The following is a 26,772-nucleotide window of genomic DNA, read 5'->3' on the forward strand; positions in this document are numbered from 1 at the left end:
GTGTTCAGGCTCGCACAATAACGCATAAGCCAATGATAAATAAGGTATAATACAGACTTTCTGTGTTCACCCGTTTTTGATTATGGCACGTTTTAAGCTAAAAGAATCCAAGAAGGGGTGTAAGCCGGAACCCCAGAAAATTTTGTCACACAGAATAAACCTATTTCCAGCCGCCGTCACATTCATCCCAATAACGGCCTGTTGATTCTTCTTGGAGTGACAGGTCGATTATTTCGCAATTGCGAAAATCAGCTATTTGATAAATCTCATCCAGAATTTCGTCGATTTGTTCTTTCAGATCAGCATCGTCGGCAAACTGCATCATAATCCGAGTTTCGGTATCATTCAGCTTCTGCCCTTGGTAATTGGTCAAAAGCATCCATGCGATTTTCTCTCGTACTGCTTTTTTACCGCGAGTAAATTTGCTGCCGTTCTCAACAAGAACCCAAAGAATGATTGCAACGGATTTGTTCGCTTCGACTTCTGGATCGGCGCATTGTGTGCTTACTGCCAGTGACGTATGCTTGATTGCGCTGCTTATCGTACTGCGACTGCATTTAATAGTTTTCTGTACAACATTCCATGAACTACCGCTTGCCAGCAATCGGTTAATGGCATTGTAACGCTCTAAGTCAACCATGCGCCCACGGTATTTTCCGGCAGCTTGTGCTTTTTCAATACCTTGCTTTTGCCGTTCCCGGCGCTGTTCATAGTCACGCCTGGCAATAGCGGCCAACATATCCAAAAGCATGTCGTTGATAGCGCCAAACATCCGCGCATCAAACTCGTTTTGTATCGGCGATAGATGTTGCCAAGTAGTTGGCACATTCACCGCTACAACACGAACCTCACGTTTTCGGATAATGCCTTTTAAATTTTCCCATTCGGTGCTGGCCAAGCGTGAAAGCCGATCAATGTCTTCCACAAGCAAAATATCGCTTGGTCGACTATCTGCCAATAGCCGGAATAACTCTGGACGCTTTAAATGAGCGCCGGATTCGTTTTCAGCATAATAATTACAAATGACCACACCATGTTCGTGCGCAAAGCGATCAAGAGAACCACGTGCACGTTGGGCGTTTTGCTCGTTGGTAGAGGTTCGAAGATAAGCGCGGATAAAATGGGTCATTGGTACTATTAAGGTTGTTTAATCGAACCGGTCTGATTAGAGTTATAGTTTCATCTTATATAGTACCATTTGCCACTAGTTCGATTAAGGGTTACCTTATTCGAACTAGAAAAGGGTATCGAACCGTGATAAACTAAACCATATAAACTAAGTCTATTCAGGTTGTCATCATGCAGACATATAATATTCATGACGCTAAAACCCAACTATCCCGTCTGGTAGAGCAAGCCGCCAAGGGTGAACCGTTTGTCATCGCCAAGGCTGGCAAGCCGATGGTTAAAGTGATGGCGCTTAATGCGCCGGAGCCTTCTCAAATCAAGCGGTTCGGTTTTATGGCTGGACAAATCCATGTACCGGATGATTTTGACCGGATGGGCGAAGAAGAAATCGTACAGCTATTTGAGGATGGCGCATGAAGCTGCTATTGGACACCCATCTGCTGCTATGGGCGGCGGAAGGTTTTGAGTATTTGCCACCGGATGCCCAGGCGCTGATGAGCGCCCCTGAAAACGAGCTGTTCTTCAGCGTCGCCAGTTTGTGGGAAATCGTTATCAAATGCGGCTTAGGCCGCAAAGACTTCCAGGTTGATCCGCGCTTGTTACGGCGGGGGCTACTGGACAATGGCTACAATGAACTGCCGATCCTCAGCGAGCATGCGGTCACCATCGGCACCTTGCCACCCATCCATAAAGACCCTTTTGATCGGCTGCTTGTCGCCCAGGCCATTGTCGAAGGTATCACGCTACTGACGTCCGATGCCTATGTGGCTGAATACCCAGGTCCAGTGCAACACGTCTAATGAATGGCAGCAAAAAATAAGCTGCTGACCGTACTATCGGAAGCCGAGCAGTATGCTCTATATGGCCTGCCAGATTTTGATGATGCTCAGCGGCTGGAGTATCTGGCACTTTCGGAAAACGAACTGATGCTTGCGACCAGCCGCCCCGGTCTTCATGCCCAGGTTTATTGCATTTTGCAAATCGGTTATTTCAAGGCAAAGCACAGCTTTTTCCGCTTTGACTGGAACGAAGTCGAGGACGATTGCGCCTTTGTATTGAGCCGTTATTTCATCGGCGATGCATTTGAAAGGAAGCCGATAACCAACCATGAGCATTACACTCAGCGCGGGCGTATTGCCGAGTTGTTCGGCTATCGGTTGTGGACTTCCGACTTTCTGCCGCAGCTAGCGCGTCAGGCCGAGTCTATTGTGCGGCGTGACGTCTCGCCGGGATTTGTAGCCGTCGAGCTGCTCGTCTGGCTTAACGGCCACAAAATCATTCGGCCAGGCTACACTACGCTGCAAGAGTTGATCAGCGAAACGCTTTCCTCCGAACGCCGACGGCTTGGCGGACTACTTGCAGAAATACTGGATGACGCGACCAAAGCCACGCTGACCCAGCTCCTGGTGCGTGATGATACCCTGTCTCAATTAGCGGCGCTAAAGCAGGATGCCAAGAATTTCGGCTGGCGTCAGATGATCCGCGAACGCGAGAAGCGCACCCTGCTGGAACCACTGCACAGGATTGCAAAAGCCTTGCTGCCCAAGTTGGGCGTTTCCCAGCAGAACTTGCTCTACTATGCGAGTTTGGCCAATTTTTATACCGTTCACGACTTGCGAAACCTCAAGCCGGAGCAGACCTATCTCTACTTGTTGTGCTATGCCTGGCAACGCTACCGCCAGTTTACCGATAATCTGGTCGATGCGATGGCTTTCCACATGGGGTTAATTAACCAAAAGAACGGTTTGTCCCGCGACACCCCTGGAGCCCTTGGTATTAGCGGCTTTCAGACGAAATATCGATTTCAAATTCGCCACTAAAAATTCTATAGCCTATTGAATATTAATAACTTATTGTGCGTCACAAAATTCATGCTTGCCGATAAAGTTGGCTGACCGAAAGGATTAGGAATAATTAGTAAATGAGTAACGCCAACGTCACGCCAAGGTTCTGAATACAATGCTATTCACACTGTTCGTAATGATGCTATTCCAACCTGATACGAAACAATATCGATGGGATATGGAATGGTATTTTAGTTCTGCTTGCTGACGGCAAGCTTAAATCCCAGGAATACAAACACGCCTCCCGCTGTTCGCGTTAGCCAGGCAAATAAAAGCTTGCGGGGAGATAGGCGCTGATTAAGATGGTCTGCGAACCAAGCGAGGAACAAGCACCAAATTGTGCCAGTAAAATTAAAAATCCCGCCCAGGAAGATAAAGGCCAAGGCTTTGTTTGGCGCTTCATGCTCGATAAACTGTGGAACGAAAGCCAGAAAGAAAATCGCCACTTTTGGGTTGAGAACGTTGGTCAGAAAGCCTTGACGAAAAATACTGCGTAGGGACGCTGGCTGCGAGTTCTTTAGTGCATCTGAACAGGGTGAAGTACTGCGCATCAAGGTAATTCCTATGTATACGAGATACACTGCACCAATCAGCTTAAGCGTGGAGAATGCAGTCGAAGAAGCCGCAAGTAGCGCTGACAAGCCAACAGCGGCGGCAAAAATATGCAGGTAACAGCCCAGGGCTATACCGAGTGCGGCGGCTACGCCGGCAGAACGACCTTGGCCGACACTACGGGCAACAATATACAGCGAGTCTGCGCCAGGTGTGATATTTAGCAATAGACCAGAGATTACAAAAAGTGTTAGATCATGAGTGCCGAGCATAAGTTATAAAGTCAGTCGTTATTTTTAAAAAAATTCCCTTTGAGGCTATGTATTTGCTTCCGCATCAACACTGGCTATATTAAAAACCATACTGTCCATCCCCATAAGGCGCTCTTGATGGCTGAATTGAAATCCGGTTTTTTCCAAAACACGTATTGAAGCCAGATTTTTTGTATGCGTAAACGCCATTAAATATTTCAGCTCTAATATTTGAAAGTAATACCGAATCCAAGCGGATGTTACTTCTGTTGCTATACCTTGGTTCCAGAAGCTTGGCAACAATCTATAGCCTAACTCGAAACTATGACATTCAGGAAAATACATGGGGCCAGAGTCGCCAATCGGTTTCATGGTATTACGATCAAGAATTATCCATTTTGCATATCCATATTGATTTTGGTGCTCAATATAATGCGTTATCCTCAAAATGGTGGACTCCAGATTAATATCTGGGCCATGAGGCGTGAATTTCATGACCTCTGGATCACCAAACCAAGAAAATGACTGTATTGCATCATCCTCGGTAAATGGCCTGAGGATCGTTCGGGCTGTTTGCAATTCTGTTATTTGCATTGAATACACTTCGAATAAGGTTAGATTATATTCCAAGTCTGTTTTGGAACAGTGAACAAAAAGTCACACAGCGAGGAATGTTATGTTTTTCCCGATTCATTTCGTTTTTCTGCAATATGGGAGAAGAATTTCCGCCTCCCCACGCCAGCAATTTCACATACCTCAGCAGCGGTTTTGCCTGAATTTTCATATAAGATTCTGGCATTTTCCAATTTTTCAGGATCAGTCTTAGGTCGCCCCCCGGTTTTACCACGCGCTTTAGCAGATGAACGGCCTGCCGCCGCCCGTTCTGCGCGTAGCTCCCGCTCCATTTGGTGAATGGCACCCATCATCGACAAGAAACAACGACCAGTAGCTGTTGTTGTGTCGATATTTTCTCGCAATGACACCAAGTTAATCTGTCGTTGTTCCAAAACTTTGGCCGTTGTCAGTAAATCCATCAAAGAGCGCGTCATGCGGCTTAATTCACTCACGACCAAAGTATCACCTGGGCGAGCATATTCCAAAAACTGATCCCAGCCAGGTCGATCCATGTGTGAACCGGTCATTTTGTCGGAAAAGATTTTCCCGCAACCGGCTTTCTGTAAAGCATCGATTTGAGAATCCAGATTTTGGCCGATACTGCTGACCCGTGCATAGCCGATTCGATGGAGAGACATATCTGTAGAAGTAGAATGGGTGTACATAGTGCAAAAAGTTAACACATAGTACAGGTAAATGCATTATGATTTTAGCAAAGGTTTTTGCACTAAAAATGAAAGGAATTGCAATCCGAAAGAACCGGTCAACTTAGAGTGCAGAAAGTACACTTTTTGCACTGACTAAAAAGCAGCCCCCATCCATCAGAATTCGAATATCAAGCGACCGAGAAAAACAGTGGTGTGGAAATAACCGTGCCATAACCATCATCCTCATCAAATAGAAACCAGCATGGCTCGACTGACGATTTTAACCCAGGACGAAATCAATGATCTTTACGAAATACCCACGCTGGATGACGACGATCGATCATTTTTATTTGCCCTCGATACCGACGACATAGCCGTGCTCGATAGCTTTGAAAACAACACTACCTGTAAAGTGGATTACATCCTACAGCTTGGTTATTACCGGGCTGTCAATTACTTCTTCCTATTCAGCTTCCAAAAAGTTAAAGCGGATGCGGCGTTCATCATGCGGCTTTATTTTCCAGATGAGCCATTTCCCAAAAAGCAGGTGTCTAAAAATCATCACTACCGGAACCGCTACGAGGTGATGAATAAATTCGGCCTGAAAGATGTCGATACAGATTTTCAAAGCCAATTACTCAAAGAAGCAAAAGCGCTTGTCAAACGACACGCACTATCGCGGTTCGTGTTGGAAGGCTTGTTGAGCTATTGCCAACAACAAAATGTCATCCGGCCAGCTTATTCAAGTTTACAGGATATTGTGACTACCGCGCTTCAAGAGGAAAGAAACTGGCTGGTCAATAAACTTTACACCGATGCCGATAAAGAACTGCGTGCGGAATTGGATAAGCTGTTAACGAACGACGAACTGTTTTATAACCTCACCTTGCTAAAAAAGGATCAGAAGAATTTCAGCACCACTGAAATTAAAAATAGCGTCGCCAAACAACAGCTTGTCATCGGCATTTACCAAAAATCTCAGACCCTGATGCCTAAGCTGGGACTCTCAGAACAGAATATTATCTACTATGCAAATCTGGCGGAATTTTACACCATCCAGAAACTCAAGCGGTTAACCGATAAAAATCTGGTACGGCTGTACCTGCTTTGTTACGCTCATCGCCGGTTTCTTAAAATCAATGACCATCTGGTATCCAGCTTGATACAGAAGATGACAAAATATACCGATGACGCCAACGACTATCAACGTTCAGAAATAGAGTTGATTGAAAACGTCGATTCCAAGCTTAGGCAGCAGGCATGTAAGGTGCTGGCCATCAATATCGATAGCGGTATTCCCGATGAACAAGTCAGGGCCAAAGCCTTTGAAGTGGTTCCAGAAGCCGATTATAAACAATTTCTAGATGAATTTAAAAAGCCCAATCTAGACAGGGACTTCTATCGTTGGCAATACTATGGGCAACAGGCATTAACCATAAAAAGGAACCTGCGGCCAATTTTCAAAGTCCTGGACTTTTCTTGCACGAACGCTGGGCTAACAGAAGCCATTGTGTTTTTAAGGCGGCACCTGAGCAGCGGACTATCATTTCGGGATTATGCCTATGAAGACATCCCCATGAACTTTTTTCCTCAATCGCTGAAAAAATACCTCACCTATAAAGTGCTGGTCGATGATAAGAAGGTCAAAAAAGTGGATGGCGACCGCTATGAATGCATGGTTTATAGCCAGCTAAAACAGGGCATTGCCAATACCAGCGTGTTTATTAAAGACAGTAATTGCTATCGTACCCTGGACGATGAACTGATCGACATTGAATATTGGGCGCAACATAAAGATGAAATATTAAAGCAGCTCAACATGCCTTTATTGTCAATGAACATCGAAGACTTATTAAGTAAACTCGAAGCCAGCCTGAAAGAGAAATATGCGCGAGTGAACCAAAACATTAAAAACGGTGAAAACTCTAGCCTAAAAATTCATCGCAATAAGCAAGGCGAGCTGGTTAACTGGACTTTGCCTTATACCCGTCTTGATGACGGGATTAACAATCCATTCTATGAAAAGCTCTTGGTCTCAAGCATCGGCGATATTCTTAAGTTTTCGGCAGAGGCTACCGGTTTTCTAAAGTCTTTTTCACATCTTCAGCCAAAATACGCGAAGTCACACCCCGACCCTGAAGTTATTCATGCCTGTGTTATCGCCAATGCAACGGGGGTTGAAGCGAAGAAAATGAAGGCGATCAGCGATGTAAAAGAGCAAGATCTGGATCGGGTTAGTAAAAGCTATATTCGCTTTCAAACCCTATGCGCCGCCAATGATGTGATTATGAACCATACCGCCAAGCTGCCCATTTTTGGCGAGTATAATTTAGCTGACTACGGTGTTCACGCCAGTGTTGACGGTCAAAAATTGGCAACGAAATACCATACGATCAAATCCAGGTACGGAAAAAAATATTTTGGCCTTCTGAAAGGCGTGGTCTTATTGGGACTCATCGGCAATCATCTCCCCTTGCGTCTGAAAGTCATCGGTGCAAACCAGCACGAAAGTCACTTCTTACTGGATATTGTCGAAAGTAATACATCAGATGTTGAAATTACGGCGGTATCCGGCGATATGCACAGTATCAATCGCGTTAACTTTGCCTTAATGTATATGTTTGGCTATCGATTTATGCCTCGCTTTACTCAGCTATCTGATAAATCAGATCAAAAATTGGTGAGTTTCGATGAGATCGACAAGTACGCAAAACACCTTATTAAGCCCAGCAAAAAGGTCAATAAATCGCTCATTATTAAGGAATGGGATAAAATTTTGAGAATTCTAGCCTCTCTGGCAATCAAAAAGACCACGCAAAGCCATATTGTGAGTAAATTATCGTCTTGTAAAAAGATCGATTCGACCTTAAAAGCCTTGATTGCCTTTGATGAAATCATTATGACCGATTATTTGCTGGATTATATCGATAGCAAGGAAATCCGCGAAGTGGTGCAAGGCTCATTGAACCGTGGCGAATCCTACCACCAGTTAAGCTCCACTATTTCCAAAGTCAGCGGCGGCAGGATGCTTAATGGAAAAACTGAAATTGAACTCGACATTAATGCCGAATCCATCAGGCTCATTGCCAACGCGGTGATTTTTTATAATGCGACCATTCTATCGGCGCTTTATCAGCACTATCTAACGATTGATCCGGAAAAGGCGAAAGAAATAGTAAGATTTTCACCTGTTGCCTGGCAGCATATCAACTTCATTGGCAAGTATGAATTTTACAATCGAGAACATATTGTTAATATTCAAGAGGTTATCAAGAAACTTATTGGCGAATTTGAAATCGATATTTCGGCTGCAAGCCGCTAATACCGAGGGCTCCAGGGGTATCGCGGGACAAACCGTTCTTTTGGTTAAATAACCCCATTAAAGTCCCATAGGATATTACGGAAAGCCACTGCCGACAAGGCTTAGCGTCAATTATTCACTTCCCGATTTTAGCTATGAAAAACAGGTAATTTTTGGAAAATTAAAAAGTAGTTTAAATTAATCTTCTTAAGATGTCTGTTTTGAATATGGCATTTTTGTCTTCGCTGACGCTACAACAAAAACCGTATGCCCTTACAAGCTCGCTATTCGCTTGGTCGTTCCGACTTGGTGGCTATTGCCACCCACTTTCCAGTCCACCTTGCCCGCTCAATAAGGGCAGTTATGTCGGGTTGTTACGCTTCACTTCTCAACCGGACATAACACCCCTTAGCCGCTGGGGCTTAACCCTAAACCACGCAAAGCTGTCGCTATGCTTTTTTAAACCTTTCAGAACTTTTCAACACTAAGGGTTTGAAGTCCAACGAAAACGTACGATAGTGGCTAACTTAATTCCATTTTCAGTAAAAGCCATTAGGTGTAGCTTAGCCATTTAGTTTGTGGCGAAAGGTGCGACGTACACGAGTTCAATTTCTACACGCTGATTTTCTAATCTCCCTCCTGGCGTTGAATTATCGGCCACGAAATCTCCAGGGGCATAGTTGATGGATACCTTTAGTGGCGATACACCGTGATCTATTAGGTATTTTCTTGCCGACATCGCTCTTGAAAGTCCTAGCGATTCGTCTTTCCGGCCTGCGGCTATTGTGCTTGTTCGGCCCCGTACCGTGATAAGTGCGGCTTCTGCTGCATTTACAAGTTCTTGTTCATCACTGTAACTAGGCCGGAACACACGACCATTGTTTTGGAACTGAACCGTTACCGTCTTAGAGCTAGGTGTATTAAAGTTTAAAGGAGCGCTCGATACTGTCGGGTAATAAGGCTTAGGACTAATATCAGCCGCAAAAATCGGTTCTGCATGATAGGGAGCTTCTGCGTTGGCAATGGTGATAAGCGGCAAAAATGCAACGAATAGTAATAGGCGTTTTTTGCACATAGTCGTGGTACTCCTGATTGTTATTAGTTAATAACGGCTTTGGCGATCCAAAGCACTGATAGATGAAGCGGGTAATATATGTAAAAGATCATTTTTAAACGTGGCACGTTTAGAGATATGAAGCAGGCCGATAGCGCTACCGGCAAAGCCGCTAATGCCCAATGATTACCGTTGATAATTCGCATTGCTGTCAGCGCTGCTATTAAAATGATGATTGAGAGCATGTTTGCTTTTCTGCAGTATGACCAGGCGGCTATTCCAATAGTTATACCTGGCCACCAAAATTCAACGGATGAACCACCGATAATGAACACAAAGATTGCAATGATGTAACTGCCGATTGTGCCTCGATCTAGCAAGTAAATCGTGGCTGTCATGACTAGCAAGGCGAACATAATATTAAGTGGCCACCAACCTGTTATCAGCCCTCCTAATCCAATAAATGCGGGTGTGGCGATTAGACCGAACAGCATCAGACGTTTCATTGTCCGAATATAACCGCCCTTTTCCATTACGCCAGGTCGTGCCAAGTTGTAAGCCAATACAAATGCGAATAGCGGCATAGTTAAACGACCGCATTCAAAAATAAAGGGTAGTTTCTCTGCGAACAGGTATTTATTTACATGATCTAATGTCATAAGTACCAGTGCTAACCATTTCACGGCTTCGATAGCGCCATCTGACACAATCAAGCGAGGCAGACTATTCTGTATCGGCTTTGGCGACGATTTTGCGAGGTACATACGTTGTATTGATTGTTGCTGTGTATGTTGGTTTGGACTTTGTAGTTGTTACGTTCGCCGTAACCGGTTTTGATATCGCTAGTTCCGAGATTGCGGCATTAATCTTTGTTTGATCGCCGGACATTAACAAGTCCAACCTATCCGCCCATTTATTAGCCCGAAGCATCAAATCCGCTCTATATATGGCGTTAAAATAATGCGTTCTTGAGTGATAGTTAGCTGCTCTTGTCCATATGTCGCCTGAATCATTCGCTATGTGGCCATGCAGCCGCCATGCGGCTAGATCGTAAGCGTAGCAACCTTCGGCTGCTACATCTTCCGCCGTGATGCCATACTGAGCTGTCAGCGTTTTTAAGTAGGCGGTGTTAAATTGCATTGCCCCAACGTCATGGGTTCCGTTGGCGTTGCGAACCCACTGCCCCGGTTTACCGGCTTCTTTTTCGGCAACGGCGATTACGATATTTGCAGGTACATCGTAGTGAACGGCGGCGGCTATCGAGCACACTATTCGCTCATGAATTTGTGGAGGCATATCAATTGGCATAAGGCATGACCCCCGTGTTAACTAAGGCACTTCGCCGAATACGGCAATGATGTTGTCGATTTGACCACCAACACCGCCACCGCAACCATTTAGAAAAGCTCTACGCGCGATAGCTGTTGACACCGGATCGAAGCCCCACCAATTCCAAACCTGAATACTAAAAAACTCAGAGGTGGAACTGGCGCACTGTCCGGCGTTCCCTCCCCCTGCAATCATGCCGAACATACACAGCACCGCGCTGCACGGATTTGCTGCGGCTTTGGTTGTTGGAGTTAATATCATTACCAGTGCAAGGGCAATCGCTCTAATTTTCATAACGTGGCTCCTTTGAATTAAACTTGTTCTGAACGATTAACGAAAGCCGCTACTTCTGCGGCGGGATCATGCGAGTTATCTCCGCTGAGGCTGTTGTCACTGAACGATGGCATGTCATTTCTTATGGCTGTTGCAACTTGACCGGGTAAGGTTTGATCAATGCGGTTTTGCATGCTGTCTTTGAAGTTCTGAAACTTCTCCTTCGCAACTTGCCCTACCCCACTGGCGAGATTAGATACTGTACCGGCTGTTATCTTGGCTGCATTGCCGATTTCACTACCGCTACTATCACCGCCTCTTCCGCCGCCTGATGTTGTCGATGAGCTACCACCGCCACTTCCTCCATTGCTAGATGAACTACTACCGCCTGAACTACTGCTAAGCCCCATTGCTTTACCTAATGGCGTTGATTCAGGGCTTGTGGCCGTTTGTTGAGATGATGAAGATGAACCACCATCGCCACTATTAAAATCAGGCGAACCGCCGCTAGACTCGCTCGATCCTCCACCAGAAACATCGGCTGATGCTTTTTTGAATGCAGCCGTTAATGCTTGCGCTCCGCCTACGGCGTTGGCTCCGGCTGCCGCCATAGCTGCGCCGCCTGCTGCTAGCATTGAACCGGCTACGGCGGAGGCGGCCATAGCGGCACCGGCTCCAAAGCCATTCCCTATTGCACCTGCACCGCCGCCCATTGCAACTCCTCCAAGCATTGGAGGGACTTTATTTGTTAACACTAAGAGCACAACAGCAACAATCAACATAACACCCATTTCCTTAAGGTTCATGTTCGACGACATGCTTGTGTAATAGGTATTGACGAACGTTTTCCCGATGCCAACCAGCAAGATCATGGTCATAGTTTGTATGGCAATGCTCAACACAGTTTTGAAATAAGCGATTGCCATATCTGATGTCCACCTCGACCCCCCAAAACCAAGGTAAAACACTCCGGCATAGGCCAATATCCACCCACTAATTAGGAGCAACAGCATATTTATGGCTATCAGTGCCATGCATACAAGGATGATGCCACTGATGGTTACACCGACAGCACTATCTAACGGGGCCCACACAGTGGTTTTATCAATCACAGTAAAGAATATGCTGAATCCAATATCAACAATTCCTGATGGAGACAATGCAGATGGAAAACCCGATGCAGTGCTGCCTACGGATTCCATAGAATGAATGATACCTATTGCCATCGTCGGACCATTGGATAGTAGCCACCAGAAAAAGCCTGTAAACATGATGAACTTGATAAATTCCCCATAGAACTCTGCTATATCTGCTTTTCGCAAGACCATCATGCCCGCAGTCCAGACCATCGAAATGGTGGCAAGTGACCAGAACAAAAACGTGGCTCGTGCTTTAATTGTTGCTGCCCACGCACTTGCGGCGGCGGAATAATTATTTAATACAGTATCTAACATTCCGGTACTAGTGATTGCAGCATGAGCATCAACTGCGTGAATCACAGACAATAAGAACAACAGGCATAAAAATGTTCTTTTGAAAGGAGTTGTTCTCATATGAAATTACCGCCATTCAATCTTCGGACTTGCCTTGAAACTTCCACGTCTGATGCACAGCCCAGCGAAATCCTCCCTTATCTTTTTATCCTCGATCTTTACAATATTACCGTCCTGGCAATTTTCATCATTAACCTCAGGCATGACTGTTAAGTTTGGCTTAGGTATGTTTGTGTTAGTGGCTTCATCATTTGAGCAACCATTAATCAAGGAAACCAGTAAAGTTGCCAGAATGTAGTATTTAAATTTATTGTTAATCATGCTTTTACTCCTATTGCCATAAAACGACTGGGCTGGCTACGAATGTGCCAGTCCTGATTTGTACTGCAGCGGCTGCTTGCTGCGCTTCCTGATCGGCCAGCGCTTGTTGCCTTGTGACTAAGGCGTTTTGTTGGGCAATAAGAAGTGCGCGAATTTGCAAAAGCTGGTTAGATTGCGCACTGGCCAATTGATTCGCTGCTGTTATAGCTTGCATCTGTCCAGTTGCATTTTGGGACGACGCTTGTAGTGTCGCAAGATTATTAGCATCATTTTGCAGAAGGGTTTGTTGTTGTGCCAGACCTTGGATAGATGCATCGTTTGCGCTCTTTTGCGCTACTGATCCATTCAGTTTACTTTGTGCAAGTTGCAGCCATTGTTGAGTTGTACAGCCGCCAGAAGTAATGCATGGAGAGTTGGCATACGACTGCATGTTCTGGAATTTTGATAAATAGGTATTGAGATTCCCGAACTGGTTTTCCATTTGGCTAATTGAATTGATGGAACCCAGTAGTCTTTGAACTGTTGTACCCGCCTGATCCCATTGAAATGTAGGAAGCTGAGCGGTGTTTTGTATCATATTTTGATATTGATTTAATTGCGTAGAATACTGCTGCAACTGGGTTGAGTATTGATCTAACTGTTTTAACGTTTGCGCGACCTGTTCCACGGCGGTAATACTATCTTGCGCTACATTAGCTCCATCAATAACCGGGATACCGGCGTGTACCGATGTTAACTCGCAAAAAACCATGATTAGAATTGCTACTATTTTGGCGGCCAAAATTGGTCTTTTCATTTCTCGTTCTCCGTGGCGTTAATAAATGTTAATAATCAAATGATTGATAGGGTTTAGTCATTGTTAAGTCTTTTGTAATAATCAAGTTGAATCTGAAGCCCGGTCTTATTTCAAGCGTTGGCGCAATATTCAGATTTTTTTGAATCATCATAGCTGTCGTGTGGCCCAGTTGTTGCCCAAGAGCCTGACTCATTACATTACTAGCGTTTGGCGCATAAACACCGGAGGTTGTGGCCGAACCTTGATTTTGACTCATTGCCACGCCTGCCGTTATTGCAGACATGATTAGCGCAGATCCAAATATGCGAAGATAATGATGGTCAACCAGGTCATTAAAGCCCGCATAACCGGCCCCATCCGCCCCAGGCATAGCGCCAATATCCATTGCCTTGCCATCAGGAAATACGATACGTTGCCATGCCACTAAAACACGGGCTTGCCCGTAAGCCACTTGACTCGAATATGCACCGACAAGTCGAGCGCCCTGCGGAATTAGCAGGTATTTGCCGGTCGCCGTATCATAAACATTTTGTGCAACCTGGGCCATTATCTGACCTGGCAGTTCTGAATTGATGCCTGATATTAAAGTGCCTGGTATTACGAACCCGGCTCTTAATTCATAAGGGGAACTTGGGGCTTCAAGTTCTGATTCAATTTTCCAGCGGTCATGATGTCCCGATTTGTCGAATTGAGAAAAATCGTTGTTACTACTCGGACTAGATGTGTTATTACTCCCTGCAGATGTGCCGGTTCTAATGAGTTGTGGAGAGCTATCTCCACCAAACCCACTACTACTCAAACCGCTAGAGCCTCCGCCATTCATCGACTGTTGTATCTTGGCTAACTTATTTTGATACACAACGGTCGGATCAATATTTGACTGCTGTTGCGATGCAGGTTGAATGATTCCGTCATCGCCATTGCTTTGCGCTGTTGCCATTGCCGGTGGTGATCCAGAGCTACGCGGGGATTGTATTTTGACGGCAGTCTTGGCTTTAATCGCTTCATTTAACAACTGCAATTTCATTTGCCGTATTCTGGTGGCATCATCGTTCTGTTGTTGTGGTCTTGCCCCAAGCTGATTAGGTGGTGTTGGTGGAGCTGTTAGGTTTTCTGCGCGAGCAAGCGTAAAAGCAGGGGTGGGTTGTGTTTGCGTTGTAGACAGCGCAGGTACTTCTAATGGTTTTGTTTTTTCGGCGATTAGGCCATCACCTTGATCGCCCGCTATTTGGTTGGCGAACATACTAGCGTTACCGCCTTTATCTTTGCTGGCTTCTTCAGGCCGATTTTGCTGATCAGCGCGATCCGCTGCCACCATCATCATGACGATGAGAAAAACAAGAACCGCTACACCAATGATGTACAACGGTACGTTGTTTACTCGACGAACGCCGGAGGTTACGGAATTTGGCGATACATCGGGGTTCATTAGGTCTTCGTGTGCTGCGTTTGTAGTCATAATTTAGTTCTCCAATCTCGCCCAGGAACCGGCGGGTACAATGCTGTCATCTTGCTCTATATAGGCTCGTGTCAACGTATAGGCTCCTACAAGGAGCTTAATGCGATATAGTTCCTGATATGGATCAATGATGTACCGCAGGCTAGTGCCAGTCTGAATATCGACCGGTTGCTTCTTGCTGAATTCTTGTACTGCATAACCGTGATTACGCAGAGTCGAAATAAGCTCTTGCCCAAAGTTATCATTGGGTAATATGGGTTGACCTATGTTGAATTGGGTACTGGCTGGCGGGTAAAGCGCTTCTAATTTAGTCACCGCGTCGTCTACCAGTTTGGCGTTCAACCCATAAGGGGTATTCTTCGCGGCCATGAGATTTCCGTACTTAGGCGTTGCGCACCCTGCCGCCATGCTGATGGCGATTATCAGTACAATCAGGCGAATCATAACTACTTTCCTTTTTGAATGGTGACTGAATCTTGATCACCGCCAACCCCAGCGATCAGGACTGCTCTGTTGAAAATGCTATCAACGATATATCTGTCACCCTGAACGCGGTAGTTCACGATTTCATTTTCATCGTCAGTGAATACCCCACCCTCTTTGCGAACTATGAGTAAAGTGGGGGCTTCCGTCTGTGACATTGTTGTCGGCATTTGAATAATGGTTTTTTGCCCGTCGTTGTATACTCTGACCGGCTTCCAACCCACATCACTGTCACTTGTGATTTCATAATCGAAATTCAAATCTCCCAAGTATTCTCCAGTTTTTGGAATGGTTTTTACTTCGCGATCCTTTGTTTCGCGGTTTTTGAATGCTTCCCACTTGGCCAGGGAATCCTCTGGGTATGTGAACGCTACTTTTGGCATGTACTGAGTCCGATGCGACCGAAGTTGTAAATGGTATGCGCGAAGATTCGTAAAAACGTCTAGTGACGTTTCTAAGCCAACATCCATAGGTTTTATAACTAGATGCTGTACCTCGTTAGCGCCGCTACCAGTAATGGCCGGATCAATAGTCCATCGTGCTGTATCGCCCAAGTGAATAGAATTGACTAATTCGCCTGGTTGTAATGCCACATCGCATACTTGCAGAACGGCACACACAATACTTGGTTGTTGTACACCATAGACGAATTGGATAGTGCCGTTGGCTCCTGCTGAGGGTGGAATGCCTATTGCGCTGGTTGCTTTCCATTTTTGAGCAATGGCCATCGCCGACTTCTCTTGTTTGGTCAACTTTGGATTATCTTTTGAGAAATACAGGTCGGCCATGTCATCAGCGTTTGCCACCGTTGTCATTGAACCCGTAACAATCAAAATTGATGTAATCAATGTTTTCAGTTTCATAATTTTGTGCCTCCGTTTTTTTAAACTATTGTGGTTGCGTTGACCAAGAATAATCACGGACAAACAGCCCTATCGGGTTTTGATGCAATTGCTCTTCATTGGTGTTTGGTTTTAGCTCAATAATGTAAACAGTTATCAACGCCCTCATGCGCACTGGCTTGTTCTTTACTGCGCCTTGTCTATCTCGAGTTGTTTCCACCCAATCGACTTGCCAAGTCTCTGGTGTTTGTGGCAAAGCTGAAGAAATTTCCACATTCACCATTTCGGTCTGCGCTCTTTTAAAAGGACTCGATTCATCAGAACCATTCAGCCATTCGTTCATTTTTTGTGTGGCCGGATCTTGTTGTCCTAAAAGTGCGTATACGCCAAACACCATTTTTCTTTGCAATGCAGAGTCCGGCGTTACCGTTCTGGCTTGTGTGATAAATGAGGCAACAGAGGCCCTTACTACTCGTTGATCAACGGGTTTTGCTTTATCGGCGCGGGCTACGGCGATGGTTTGACCAAGCTTGTCTACTTCGATGACGTAAGGAACGTATTTGCTTTGGCTGCCGATATGTATCATCCCGCCAATGCCGCCCAAGGCGATCAATAACGATAAAACACCGAATATTTGCCACATTTGCCGAGAGGCTACGACACCACGGGTATGATCGTTCCATGTGCGCCGTGCGGCTAGATAGGGGTTTTCATTCTCACCATTTCGGCGCCCACCAGCTATCAGTTCGTTAAATTTGCGTGGGTCTTTATTTTTGTTAAATAGCATATTGGTTCTCCATGTAATCGTGAATATTCAACCCTTTCAACGCTAACCATTCATCCGGCCATTGCTCGCCATGTTTGGCTACCAAGTTTTTTATTGTCGCCACCGATTCCTTATCCGATGCTCCGACGAAAGCTAAGGCCATTGGCCCTAAAGCGAGATCGTAAAGGCGACGACCTGAAGCCGAGACGTAGTAATACTGGCGTTTTGGTATTGCAGTGGCTAGTATTTCGATTTGGCGAGTGTTAAGCCCCATGCGTCGATACAATGCCGATGTGTCTTCATCCCTGGCGTAAATGTTTGGTAAGAAAATCTTGGTTGCAGTTGACTCGACAATGACATCCAGGATGCCTGAGTTAGCCGCATCAGAAAGGCTTTGGGTTGCCATGAGTACCAGGCAGTTAGCTTTACGCAAGACTTTTAGCCATTCTCGAATTTTCGCGCGAAAGGCAGGATGGCCGAGCATCAACCAGGCTTCATCGAGAATAATGGCGGCGGGTTGCCCATGCAGTGCTCTTTCAATACGCCGAAATAGGTATAAGAGAACCGGTAATGCATATTTATCGCCAAGGTTCATCAGTTCCTCTATCTCGAAAACGGTGAAATCAGAGAGTGATAGCCCGTCTTGTTCGGCGTCAAGCAAATGGCCCATCGATCCGTCCACCGTATATTGTTTGATTGCGTCTCGAATCGATTCATCCTGAATAGTCAATGAAAACTCTGAAAGCGTTCTACCGCCGCTGCTGTGCATATTCTGAATTGCATTGCCAATTTCATTGCGTTGCTGTGGTGTCGTATTGATTTTATTTAACGCCAGAATGGTATCGATCCAATCCATCGCCCACGCACGGTCGCTCTTGGTTTCCAGGAACTGTAACGGGCAAAATGCCAATGTTTCGTCATCGGCGGCAACGGTAAAATGTTTGCCGCTCTCCCCTTTTGTCTTGGCGTTTATTCCTGCTGCAAGCGGATACATAGACATGCCTTTGTCAAAGGCAAAAATCGACATCCCTTTATATCGGCGCAATTGTGCAGCGATAAGGCATAAATGCGTTGATTTACCGGCACCCGTTGGCCCGAACATAAAGCTATGGCCTATATCGCTAACATGTAAATTCAATCGGAATGGTGTAGCGCCTTGCGTCACGCAATGCATTAATGCCGGTGCATGTGGCGGGTAAAAGGGACAAGGTGTTTCAAGTTCGCCCGTCCATATGGTGCTCGTAGGCAGCAAATCTGCGAGATTCATAGTGTTTAATAACGGTCTGCGGACATTTTCAACGCCATGCCCCGGCAAACTACCTAGAAAAGCATCCATTGTGTTAACGGTTTCGACTCTTGCTGCAAAACCAAGCCGGTTGATTGCTTTTTCTACTTGACGTGCGGAAGCCTCCAATTTGTTTCTGTCTTCATCCATTAAAACGACAACACTGGTGTAATATCCTTGGGCGATCATGCCGGAGTTGACTTCGGCAATGGCCGCTTGAGCGTCTGCTACCATCATTACGGCATCTTCATCGACTGGCCCAGTGTTGGTGTTGAACATCTGATCGAAAATACCGCGTATTTTCTGACGCCATTTTTTTCTGAATTCGTCTAAGTGTTTAATTGCTTCTTGTGAATCGAGAAAAATAAACCGGCTTGACCAGCGATAAGTAATGGGTAATTCGGCCAATGCCGTCAGAACGCCAGGTGTAGATTCAAGAGGGAAACCCTCAATCGCAACAACTTGTATAAATTTATGGCCAAGTTTCGGCACAACACCCGACCAGAGTTCTTGACCGCCTAAGTATCCATCAAGATACATGGGGTTTGAAGGCAATTGCATAGGGTGATTTTCACCTGTGATGCAAAATTGCAACCAGCTCAAGAAATCGTCATAGGTCGATATTGAGTCATTTTCGTTGGTTATTTTGTTACCCTTCAAACGTGTTAATGTCATCGCCGAAGATAAACGAGACTCAATGTTGGCACATTCACGTTGAAAATGAGTCACCAAGTTTTTTGTCTGCGTTTTTTTATCTAGCGTTTTGGCTTCGTCGTCGAACATCAGCTCGATAAACTTTTGTTGTGCCAGTAGTGGAGGGAAGTATGTTGCTGTTAAAACAAAATATCCTTCATACATGGTACTTAGTCGCTCAAACAGTCGTCTTCTTTCTTCGTCAATCGATGCGGTTATCGCATCTGGGAAGCTGGATAGCCCTAATGCCGAATAGGTCGGTGCTGGTCGCCGGACTGCATCAACATGGATCATCCATCCATTCCCAAGCCCTGATAATGCTTGATTGATTCGGAATGAAACGGCTTCTCGCTGTTGATCCGTACTACTGGCGTTATCGTCGCCTTTGTAAGTCCAACTTGCCATAAACGAGCCATTTTTACCGACGACAACACCATCTTCAATAACAGCGGCATAGTTTAATAAGTCCGCTACGCTGGCGTCTTTTGAACGATGTTTCACTAACTTGCGTTCTTTGTCGGCGTCAATGATCAGGCTAACTAGTAGTGCAAGTAGAATTAGCCCGATTATTGCAATTGCGATGATGATATTCTCAATCATTGGTATTGTTTCCCTTGACTCGGTGGATTTTGTCGAAATGGGGTGCTACGAGCCGGATAGTAACGTTTGTAAATGCGACTCCGCAGATAGACAAACCTCATTTTCGGGTCGGCCTTACCCATGATGCGGAACATGAATAATGCGCCGAACCAAAGGATTAAGCCGTATATCGTAGCTCTCAGTTCTTGCGCTGAAAAAATCAGCGCAAAGGCTAGAAGTCCAGAGAACATCACTAGTTCACGATCACCCCCCATGAACAAGTTATCTCTGTTACCGGCCCTACGGATGGGGATCGTGCGCAGTGCCATTTACACGATTCCTTCCAGGTTGGAACAGCTTGCGAGTAACGTCTGCGGTTGCATATCGTTAAGAGCCACTTCCGCACCTGCACCAAAGAATGAAGTCATGATGTTGTTGGCGGCGATTAACAAAGCCATCACTAACACCAAGAATATGAGTGTTCTGAAAAACCCGTTTAGGTCACCGCCGAATATGAGTACACCGCCCGCAACTACTATGCCGATAATGGACAAAGCAAAGGCCACAGGGCCGGTCACTGAATTTTGTAGATTGGTTAACCATGACTCGTATGGCAGACCACCGGATGTACCCGTTGCGAATGCCTGTTCAGGCAACAGAAACACAAAGGACATCACCATCAATAGGGCTATGTTTTTTCTTAATTTCATTTGTTACTCCTTACAGTCGATTAAATATATACTGGCCGTCTTTGTATCCAGAGACTTCGATAATCTCTTGCACTTGACGACCCTCTTGGGTTTTGGCGATATGAACAACAACATGTACCGCTTCGCCAATGAGCGGTTCAATAGGTTTTGGATAATCGGGGTGCATACTGATCAACATGGTCAAACGGTCAAGCCCAGCTCTCGCATTGTTAGCATGAAGAGTTGCCGCCCCGCCTTCGTGTCCGGTGTTCCACGCCATGAGAAGATCAAGAGCTTCCGGCCCCCTAACCTCCCCTACTAAAATTCGGTCGGGTCGCATTCTGAGCGTTGTTTTTAAAAGGGCTGTCATGCCGACTTCAAGCGATGTGTGGTATTGGACGAAGTTCTTGGCGTCACATTGGATTTCACCAGTATCTTCGATAATGAATATTCGTTCTGTTGGATCGAATTCAACCATTTCGTGAATAATGGCATTGACCAATGTGGTCTTTCCTGAGCCTGTGCCACCAGTAACGAGAATATTTCTGTGGGCGGCGATTGCGGAAGTTATGGCGTCACATTGTCTGGCCGTCATGCTGTTGGCCTCGACATATTGCTTTAAAGTGAATATCGCGATTGCTTTTTTTCGGATCGCGAATGTTGGAGCCGGTACTATAGGTGGTAATTGTCCTGCGAACCGAGAGCCATCAAGAGGAAATTCACCCTCTAAAATGGGTTTCAATCTAGTGACTTCCTTGCCGTGATAACCTGCGATGGTTTTTATAGCTGCTTCTGCGCGATGTGCGGATAGTGTGCCAATGCAGTACATGGGTTCTCCAAGTCTTTCTTGCCAGACATTGCCATCGGCATTAAGCATGACTTCGACCGTTTTTGGATCCCTTAATGCATCAATTATTAACGTACCTAAGTCACGACTAAGCTTGGCTTTAGCTCGTTCTTTAATTGTCGCTTGGTTCGTATCATCATGATGGGGCGTCATATTTTTCCAACCTTATCCTAGGGTGGAATTAATTCTACATCAGAAATATAATATATTAAAGAATATTTTTCTAGGGTTCATTTCAGATTTACTATAAATTGTCTCTTAGACTCTCGTAGCCAACAATACAGTGAATAGCGTCAAAAAAGGAAAATGCACAAAAACCTGTAGTCGCGATTGATTTCAAGTAAGGCTAATCGATTTTGATGCCCAGCAGGAGTACTGCATTTCCGGTAAGAAAGCAAAAAAGTGTTTAAAACTATTTTTGCATAACTTATTTGCGGCTATTGCAGTACCGGTATGAATTCATTTGAACAATAAAACAAAATATAATTTAATTTCAGTTAGTTGATGGATGGCATGGTTGATACTTTGTGCTTGTGGCCGAGCGTGATAAGCTTCCTTGCGCAAACTGATTCCTATCTGTTCCAATTTTGGCCGATTATATAAATGAATTATGAGGTTTAAATTAAACCTTTATTAAATTTGGATTAAAACTGAGATTTCATTGCTTTTTGTTGTTCAGTTCTTGCAGTTGTTTTTTGGTTTCTTCGGCCCACGTACCTACTAGGTACGCCTTTTGTTCTGGAAGGACCACCGATACCCTTTTATAGCCAGCAGGCAATCCGGCATTCTGTCCTGTTAGCTGTTCCAATGCTGTATTATCTAAGTCTGTGGTTTCCAATAGTGCTGGCAGTGGCGTTTCAAGTGCGTCTGCGAGCTGCTCCATAATTCTAAGAGAAGGATTGTATCGACCATTTGTCAGTCCTGAAATAAACCCAGCAGAGACTCCTGATACATTTGCCAATTGGTCGTTTGTCCATTTCTTTTCTTCAAGTAATCTCAACACATTCGTAAAGAATATTTTATTATAAATTTGGTTGCACACTGGGCTGGTTCTTTTATGTTTTTGGCGGCTCAAAAGATTTGACGTATTTCTAGTTGTTTATCTAAACTTGACAGGCATTATCACTTCAATTTATCGTATTATGAGTAACTTAAGGTATTCTACTACAAATGAATTGATCAATTGACGGATTACTTATGAATAAAATTAAACCACCAGTTTCCTCTGAGCTACAAAATACGCAATTGGATTTGTTTCAGAACTTTTTATTCAACACAGACGACCAACTTAGCCAGCTATCAAACACGTTAGCTTTTTGGGATAGCATACCCCGTTACTCAATCACTGCAAGAGCAATGACTAAGCTGAGAAAAGCCGGTGAATTTCCTCAATTGGTGTCTATTCCTTTCAACTTTCATGGCAAAGAGTATTCTGCCACTATCCAGCCAGCCTGGCTCCATGTCAACGATGCCGATGGCAAAGATGTCATTTCTGGATACTACCCTTCAGCCAATGAAGAATTAGTCGAAGATGCACTGCGTAAACTTGCTGCCCAACAAAATAGTGGCTACTTCGATAAGCCGGGTTTTCGTAGCGGTGTCGTATTTTCATTACATGCTTTACGCAAAGAACTAGAAACGCGAGGCCATACCAGAAATTATTATCAAATCATACAAAGCCTCCATATTCTGGCTGGAAGTACCATCAAGCTTCACACATCAAATAATACCGACGGCGAAGGTTTCTCCATTAGTGCATACCTAACAGGTCTATCTGCTGTTTCACGTTCAAGACTCGAAGATGATCCAGGCGCTAAATGGATTGCACAGTTTCATCCGCTCGTAACTCATGCTATCGATTCCTTAACCTACAGACAATACAATTACGCCCAAATGATGAGCCACGGCACACAATTGGCAAGATGGATACATAAACAATTGTCGATAAAGTTCACTTTTGCAAGCATGACCACTTCGTTTGATATGCGGTTTTCTACCATCAAACGGGATAGTGCATTATTAGAGGGCTACCAACTACAAAGAAAAGCTATTTCTATGACTGATGATGCGTGGGAAGAACTAAAATCAAATGGCGTCATTTCAAGCTTTACCAAACTCGAAATTTTAGGCTTACGAAAAAAATTAGTAGACGTTGTTTATACAGTTGTCGCCTCTCGTGAATTCATTACAGAAATGAAGGCTGCTAATAAACGCCAGAAAAATTTAGAGGACAATAACAAAGATACGGTAGTTTCTACTTCCGAGTCAAACAACAAAAAAACAGCCTCAATTTCCTAATGCCGGTAGTTTTTACTTCCGAGTTATAGCGAATAGCGGTAGTTTCTACTTCCATGTCGCGGTGGTTTCTACTTCCATGATCATTTTTTTGCCTGATTTCATGAAAATTTATCGTCTGCAAAGCCGTAATGACGGTAGTTTTTACTTCCGAGTTGAAAGAAATACGGTAGTTTTTACTTCCGAGTCGAAGTAAATACGGTAGTTTTTACTTCCATGTTGCATTCGACAAGGCACAAATGCCTAGATTTAGGCTTTAAAAAACACATGCGCGGTAGTTTTTACTTCCACATCATTTTTTTAAGGTATTGATTCAATGAATAAAATTAGCTGTTTTTTCCCCCCTTATTCTTTTAATCTTATTATATTCTTTATTTATTCGTATTTTGTGTCATATCGTGTATCGAATAATTAATGAAAAAAATCACACATTTGTGAACTGATGTACCCGTTGACCAACCTGAAAGTCATTGATTAGCTAGTCACAACCCACTGCCATCGTTCATGTAAGGATTTAAATTCCCCCAAACCTGCCATTAATGCTGTTTAGCTAACAGTAAAAAGCAGGTAGCCAAAACATAAGACAGTCCCTACCCTCTTCTGGCAATTCCTTATCGATTTTTGCCATGACTTTAACCTGTCAAAACCGATCATTGAAAGCCAATCGTTCTGATTTTTCTATATGGCGTTAAACCATAAGAATTTATTCCACGATATTGCCGATCCGATCAACCTCGGACAATGCTTTTCGGTAGTTTCTACTTCCGGGTCAATCCAGATACGGCCTCTTAACGCCAAGGGAAATTAGTCACGGAGCTATGAATTATCTCAAGCGCCCTATCATAGTGTCGGTAGTTTTTAGTTCCGGGTCGCACTCAACAAAGTTGCCGAAAACTGATTTTCCATAGATACCAATATCTATACCCACTAATATAGCCTTATTCATCACAACCCAATAGTTTTTGGCGGCTAAAATTTGATTTGTATTGACATAACAAATATTATTCAATATAATAAATTTGTATTCTAATTTACCGTATGGTGAACACTATGTCAGTTACTGAATTACAAGTCATAATGCTTAAAAAAATAGCAACCAGCGAATTTACTCATTTGAACGGTGCAGAACCCGCTTGTGCAACCGATACCCAAACTTGGGCAGATGCAGTTATCGAATCCAATGAAGATAAAGGTACATTCACCAGCTTAATGAATGCTGGCCTTGTCAAACATTCAGGATACGACACAGAGAAAACTGTTGAACTTTCAGATCAGGGGTTTAGTGTTTACATGCAAGTAAAAGGAATACAGAATTATAAAACACTTTTATTAGCCGTTAATGTAATCAATAATGGAGGTCACGGTATTTGGACTGGATCAGAAATTGCCGGGCAATACGCATTCGATGAGGTTAAACAATTGACTAACTCTACTCAATTGATCAATGAACTCGATATGTTAAAGCATCTTACTATTTTAGAAATATTCGGAGCGATTTTCGATAAATTTAAGGCCATCAACGAGGCACTAAGAATGAAATCGCAAGCAATCACAGAATCGAGCTTAGTTGAATTTGCTAACGAATAAAATATACATATTCAATATATAACATAATTATTAGAGGAGCGCCTTGGTTACCCAAGGTGCTCGATCACAATGCTGTCACACCGTGATCCAGGCGAGGGCCTGCTAGTAAAGTATTGAACAATTAATTCATGTGGAGGTCAAGAGATGGCTAAAATTATTCTATTTCCAAATAGCAATACTGCCAATAAAAGCCCAATTACTCAAATCAGACAGCAAGGTAAACATTGGACTAAGAGCCTATGCATTTTGCTCGTATCAATCATAAAAATAATCTTGGCAATCTTCTGGACACCCATAAAATGGATTCTTTCAATTGATTGCTTTATCCAATTACTCAGGACAATGTACTACTGGAATACACCCGATATTCACGCGGGTTGGGTATTTTTATTACATTTCAGTATCTTAACAGCATTAATGTTGTTTATTGCTTCATCTAATCCATACCAAGGTAAATGAGGAATGTTTTTGGCGGCTAAAAGGTTTGACAGTATTCAATAGTTTAACTAAACTTTCACAGGAAATAGGGGGCGGCTGTCACCGTCATTTTTTTAACCAGGCGAGGAGCATTAATATGGGTGAACATTATGGAGAAACGGCTAACGTTAGCTCAGTTCGATCAGGTCGTAATGGACATGAAGTTGTCGGACAAAACGTTAGAAATTACGAAAGCAGTTCTGGTAGAAGGCAAACCACAGTGGGAATTGGTCCAAACGACCAAGTTATCGAAGGGAGCCATATCACAGGCAGTAAAGAAAGTTTGGCGGGCTTACGAACTAATCGAGCAGGAGGGAGAAGAAGTATCAGTAGTGCTTCCACCGCAGAAAGCTTACATCGTCAGGCAGTGGGCAATCGAATTCGCGAACAAACTAACATCAAAAAAATGAAAACACTTGTTATCGCTAACCAAAAAGGCGGCGTAGGTAAAACTGCAACTCTTGTTCATTTGGCGTTCGACTTTTTTGAACGTGGGCTAAATGTTGCTGTTATTGATCTCGACACCCAGGCAAATGCCTCATTTACTCTAAAAGCATATAAAACAGGCTTTATATCGAGTGGAATTTTTAGTGGCATTGATGTCGGTAATACTCTAGCTATTAATGGCGATGAGCCACGTTTAGCTCTAATTGAGTCCGATCCAGACTTAGCCAATCTGGAAAAAGTTAATTTGTCAGAAGCCGGTCGCCGTTTTAATGCCGTAATAAAAGTATTGGAAGATAAAGGCTATGATATTTGCCTAATCGATACCGCCCCATCACTCGGCGTTGCATTGGCATCCGCTTTATTAGCTGCCGACTATGTACTGTCTCCAATTGAACTTGAGGCCTACAGTATCCAGGGTATAAAGAAAATGGTTACAGCAATAACGAGCATTCGCAAAACAAATCATAAATTGAGTTTTATCGGTATGGTTGCATCAAAAGTAGATGCAAGAAATCCGCGTCATGTTCGCCATTTAGATGAGCTAAATCGTGTATACGCGCAATATATGGTTCCAACCAGTGTCGGCCTAAGAAGTAGTATTGGTGACGCCCTCGCCTCTTGTGTTCCTGTCTGGAAAATAAAGAAGACCGCTGCGCGTAAAGCTACGACTGAAATTCGGGCGCTTGCGTCTTATGTTTATGAAAAAATGGAGTTAAACA

Annotated in this window: 27 protein-coding genes and 1 pseudogene; 8 read left to right on the top strand and 20 right to left on the bottom strand. The window is 44.2% G+C overall.

All coding sequences use genetic code 11. The features are described 5' to 3' along the window. Positions 1-160: 160 nt before the first annotated feature. On the bottom strand, positions 161-1,129 hold the full coding sequence (locus ABH008_RS24425) for a recombinase family protein (RefSeq protein ID WP_347990387.1): 969 nt from the start codon (positions 1,127-1,129) through the stop codon (positions 161-163). A gap of 170 nt (positions 1,130-1,299) precedes the next feature. On the opposite strand from ABH008_RS24425, the gene ABH008_RS24430 reads away from it, so the two are divergent. The 3 genes and pseudogenes from ABH008_RS24430 to ABH008_RS24440 all read left to right on the top strand — a co-directional run. Further along, the gene (locus ABH008_RS24430; protein WP_347990373.1) at positions 1,300-1,545 is read left to right on the top strand and encodes a type II toxin-antitoxin system prevent-host-death family antitoxin; all 246 of its coding nucleotides are present in this window, start codon (positions 1,300-1,302) and stop codon (positions 1,543-1,545) included. Next, a complete protein-coding gene (locus ABH008_RS24435) occupies positions 1,542-1,928 on the top strand; it encodes a type II toxin-antitoxin system VapC family toxin (protein ID WP_347990374.1) in 387 nt (128 codons plus the stop codon). The genes ABH008_RS24430 and ABH008_RS24435 overlap by 4 nt, the downstream gene beginning before the upstream one ends. 3 nt (positions 1,929-1,931) lie before the next feature. Beyond that, positions 1,932-2,870: pseudogene (locus tag ABH008_RS24440) on the top strand (DUF4158 domain-containing protein); the annotation flags it as partial. Between the two features lie 293 nt (positions 2,871-3,163). Here the strand turns inward: ABH008_RS24440 and ABH008_RS24445 are convergent. The 3 genes from ABH008_RS24445 to ABH008_RS24455 form a co-directional block, all read right to left on the bottom strand. Then, complete coding sequence (locus ABH008_RS24445; protein ID WP_347990357.1) at positions 3,164-3,796, bottom strand: LysE family translocator; 633 nt, start codon at positions 3,794-3,796, stop codon at positions 3,164-3,166. Between the two features lie 45 nt (positions 3,797-3,841). Next, a complete protein-coding gene (locus ABH008_RS24450) occupies positions 3,842-4,369 on the bottom strand; it encodes a GNAT family N-acetyltransferase (protein ID WP_347990358.1) in 528 nt (175 codons plus the stop codon). An 80-nt stretch (positions 4,370-4,449) separates the two neighbouring features. Beyond that, entirely contained in the window at positions 4,450-5,028 is a 579-nt protein-coding gene (locus ABH008_RS24455) for a recombinase family protein (RefSeq protein ID WP_347990359.1), read from the bottom strand. A gap of 271 nt (positions 5,029-5,299) precedes the next feature. Here ABH008_RS24455 and ABH008_RS24460 point away from each other — a divergent pair, with 271 nt between their 5' ends. Beyond that, positions 5,300-8,359 (top strand): Tn3 family transposase, encoded by a 3,060-nt coding sequence (locus ABH008_RS24460; RefSeq protein ID WP_347990360.1) that lies wholly within the window; start codon positions 5,300-5,302, stop codon positions 8,357-8,359. 550 nt (positions 8,360-8,909) lie between these two features. On the opposite strand, the gene ABH008_RS24465 is transcribed toward ABH008_RS24460, so the two are convergent. The 16 genes from ABH008_RS24465 to ABH008_RS24540 form a co-directional block, all read right to left on the bottom strand. Continuing rightward, complete coding sequence (locus tag ABH008_RS24465) at positions 8,910-9,413, bottom strand: OmpA family protein (RefSeq protein ID WP_347990361.1); 504 nt, start codon at positions 9,411-9,413, stop codon at positions 8,910-8,912. Between the two features lie 23 nt (positions 9,414-9,436). Continuing rightward, positions 9,437-10,099, bottom strand: a complete 663-nt coding sequence (locus tag ABH008_RS24470) for a TraX family protein (protein WP_347990362.1) — start codon at positions 10,097-10,099, stop codon at positions 9,437-9,439. A gap of 16 nt (positions 10,100-10,115) precedes the next feature. Beyond that, positions 10,116-10,700, bottom strand: coding sequence for a muramidase (locus tag ABH008_RS24475; RefSeq protein WP_347990363.1), 585 nt, complete (start codon positions 10,698-10,700; stop codon positions 10,116-10,118). 21 nt (positions 10,701-10,721) lie between these two features. Then, positions 10,722-11,015 carry a TrbM/KikA/MpfK family conjugal transfer protein gene (locus ABH008_RS24480; protein WP_347990364.1) on the bottom strand — a complete coding sequence of 98 codons (294 nt, stop codon included), beginning with the start codon at positions 11,013-11,015 and terminating at the stop codon, positions 10,722-10,724. 17 nt (positions 11,016-11,032) lie between these two features. After that, positions 11,033-12,547: a P-type conjugative transfer protein TrbL gene (gene trbL / locus ABH008_RS24485; protein WP_347990365.1), complete on the bottom strand. Its 1,515-nt coding sequence runs from the start codon at positions 12,545-12,547 to the stop codon at positions 11,033-11,035. Positions 12,548-12,553: 6 nt separating this feature from the next. Next, on the bottom strand, positions 12,554-12,808 hold the full coding sequence (gene trbK / locus ABH008_RS24490; RefSeq protein WP_347990366.1) for an entry exclusion lipoprotein TrbK: 255 nt from the start codon (positions 12,806-12,808) through the stop codon (positions 12,554-12,556). A 10-nt stretch (positions 12,809-12,818) separates the two neighbouring features. Then, positions 12,819-13,604: a P-type conjugative transfer protein TrbJ gene (gene trbJ / locus ABH008_RS24495; RefSeq protein WP_347990367.1), complete on the bottom strand. Its 786-nt coding sequence runs from the start codon at positions 13,602-13,604 to the stop codon at positions 12,819-12,821. Positions 13,605-13,632: 28 nt separating this feature from the next. Then, positions 13,633-15,063 (bottom strand): TrbI/VirB10 family protein, encoded by a 1,431-nt coding sequence (locus ABH008_RS24500; protein WP_347990368.1) that lies wholly within the window; start codon positions 15,061-15,063, stop codon positions 13,633-13,635. 3 nt (positions 15,064-15,066) lie between these two features. Further along, a complete protein-coding gene (locus ABH008_RS24505; RefSeq protein WP_347990369.1) occupies positions 15,067-15,507 on the bottom strand; it encodes a hypothetical protein in 441 nt (146 codons plus the stop codon). 2 nt (positions 15,508-15,509) lie between these two features. Then, positions 15,510-16,409, bottom strand: coding sequence for a P-type conjugative transfer protein TrbG (gene trbG, locus ABH008_RS24510; protein WP_347990370.1), 900 nt, complete (start codon positions 16,407-16,409; stop codon positions 15,510-15,512). Between the two features lie 25 nt (positions 16,410-16,434). Beyond that, positions 16,435-17,175: a VirB8/TrbF family protein gene (locus ABH008_RS24515; RefSeq protein ID WP_347990371.1), complete on the bottom strand. Its 741-nt coding sequence runs from the start codon at positions 17,173-17,175 to the stop codon at positions 16,435-16,437. Further along, complete coding sequence (locus ABH008_RS24520; RefSeq protein WP_347990388.1) at positions 17,165-19,732, bottom strand: VirB4 family type IV secretion/conjugal transfer ATPase; 2,568 nt, start codon at positions 19,730-19,732, stop codon at positions 17,165-17,167. The genes ABH008_RS24515 and ABH008_RS24520 overlap by 11 nt, the downstream gene beginning before the upstream one ends. Further along, the gene (locus ABH008_RS24525; RefSeq protein WP_347990389.1) at positions 19,729-20,040 is read right to left on the bottom strand and encodes a conjugal transfer protein TrbD; all 312 of its coding nucleotides are present in this window, start codon (positions 20,038-20,040) and stop codon (positions 19,729-19,731) included. The genes ABH008_RS24520 and ABH008_RS24525 overlap by 4 nt, the downstream gene beginning before the upstream one ends. After that, positions 20,041-20,421 (bottom strand): TrbC/VirB2 family protein, encoded by a 381-nt coding sequence (locus ABH008_RS24530; RefSeq protein WP_347990390.1) that lies wholly within the window; start codon positions 20,419-20,421, stop codon positions 20,041-20,043. A gap of 10 nt (positions 20,422-20,431) precedes the next feature. Beyond that, entirely contained in the window at positions 20,432-21,400 is a 969-nt protein-coding gene (gene trbB, locus ABH008_RS24535; RefSeq protein ID WP_347990391.1) for a P-type conjugative transfer ATPase TrbB, read from the bottom strand. 505 nt (positions 21,401-21,905) lie between these two features. Further along, the gene (locus tag ABH008_RS24540; protein ID WP_347990397.1) at positions 21,906-22,277 is read right to left on the bottom strand and encodes a helix-turn-helix domain-containing protein; all 372 of its coding nucleotides are present in this window, start codon (positions 22,275-22,277) and stop codon (positions 21,906-21,908) included. Between the two features lie 167 nt (positions 22,278-22,444). Here ABH008_RS24540 and ABH008_RS24545 point away from each other — a divergent pair, with 167 nt between their 5' ends. From ABH008_RS24545 to ABH008_RS24560, 4 genes are all read left to right on the top strand, one after another. Then, a complete protein-coding gene (locus ABH008_RS24545; RefSeq protein ID WP_347990392.1) occupies positions 22,445-23,545 on the top strand; it encodes a replication protein in 1,101 nt (366 codons plus the stop codon). Between the two features lie 1,047 nt (positions 23,546-24,592). Next, positions 24,593-25,129: a hypothetical protein gene (locus ABH008_RS24550; RefSeq protein WP_347990393.1), complete on the top strand. Its 537-nt coding sequence runs from the start codon at positions 24,593-24,595 to the stop codon at positions 25,127-25,129. Positions 25,130-25,273: 144 nt separating this feature from the next. Beyond that, entirely contained in the window at positions 25,274-25,588 is a 315-nt protein-coding gene (kleE, locus tag ABH008_RS24555) for a KleE stable inheritance protein (RefSeq protein ID WP_347990394.1), read from the top strand. Positions 25,589-25,703: 115 nt separating this feature from the next. Then, positions 25,704-26,772 (top strand): ParA family protein (locus ABH008_RS24560; protein WP_347990395.1); only part of this gene is annotated, 1,069 nt, incomplete at its 3' end.

Source organism: Methylomonas sp. AM2-LC, from assembly GCF_039904985.1.
Lineage (GTDB): Bacteria > Pseudomonadota > Gammaproteobacteria > Methylococcales > Methylomonadaceae > Methylomonas.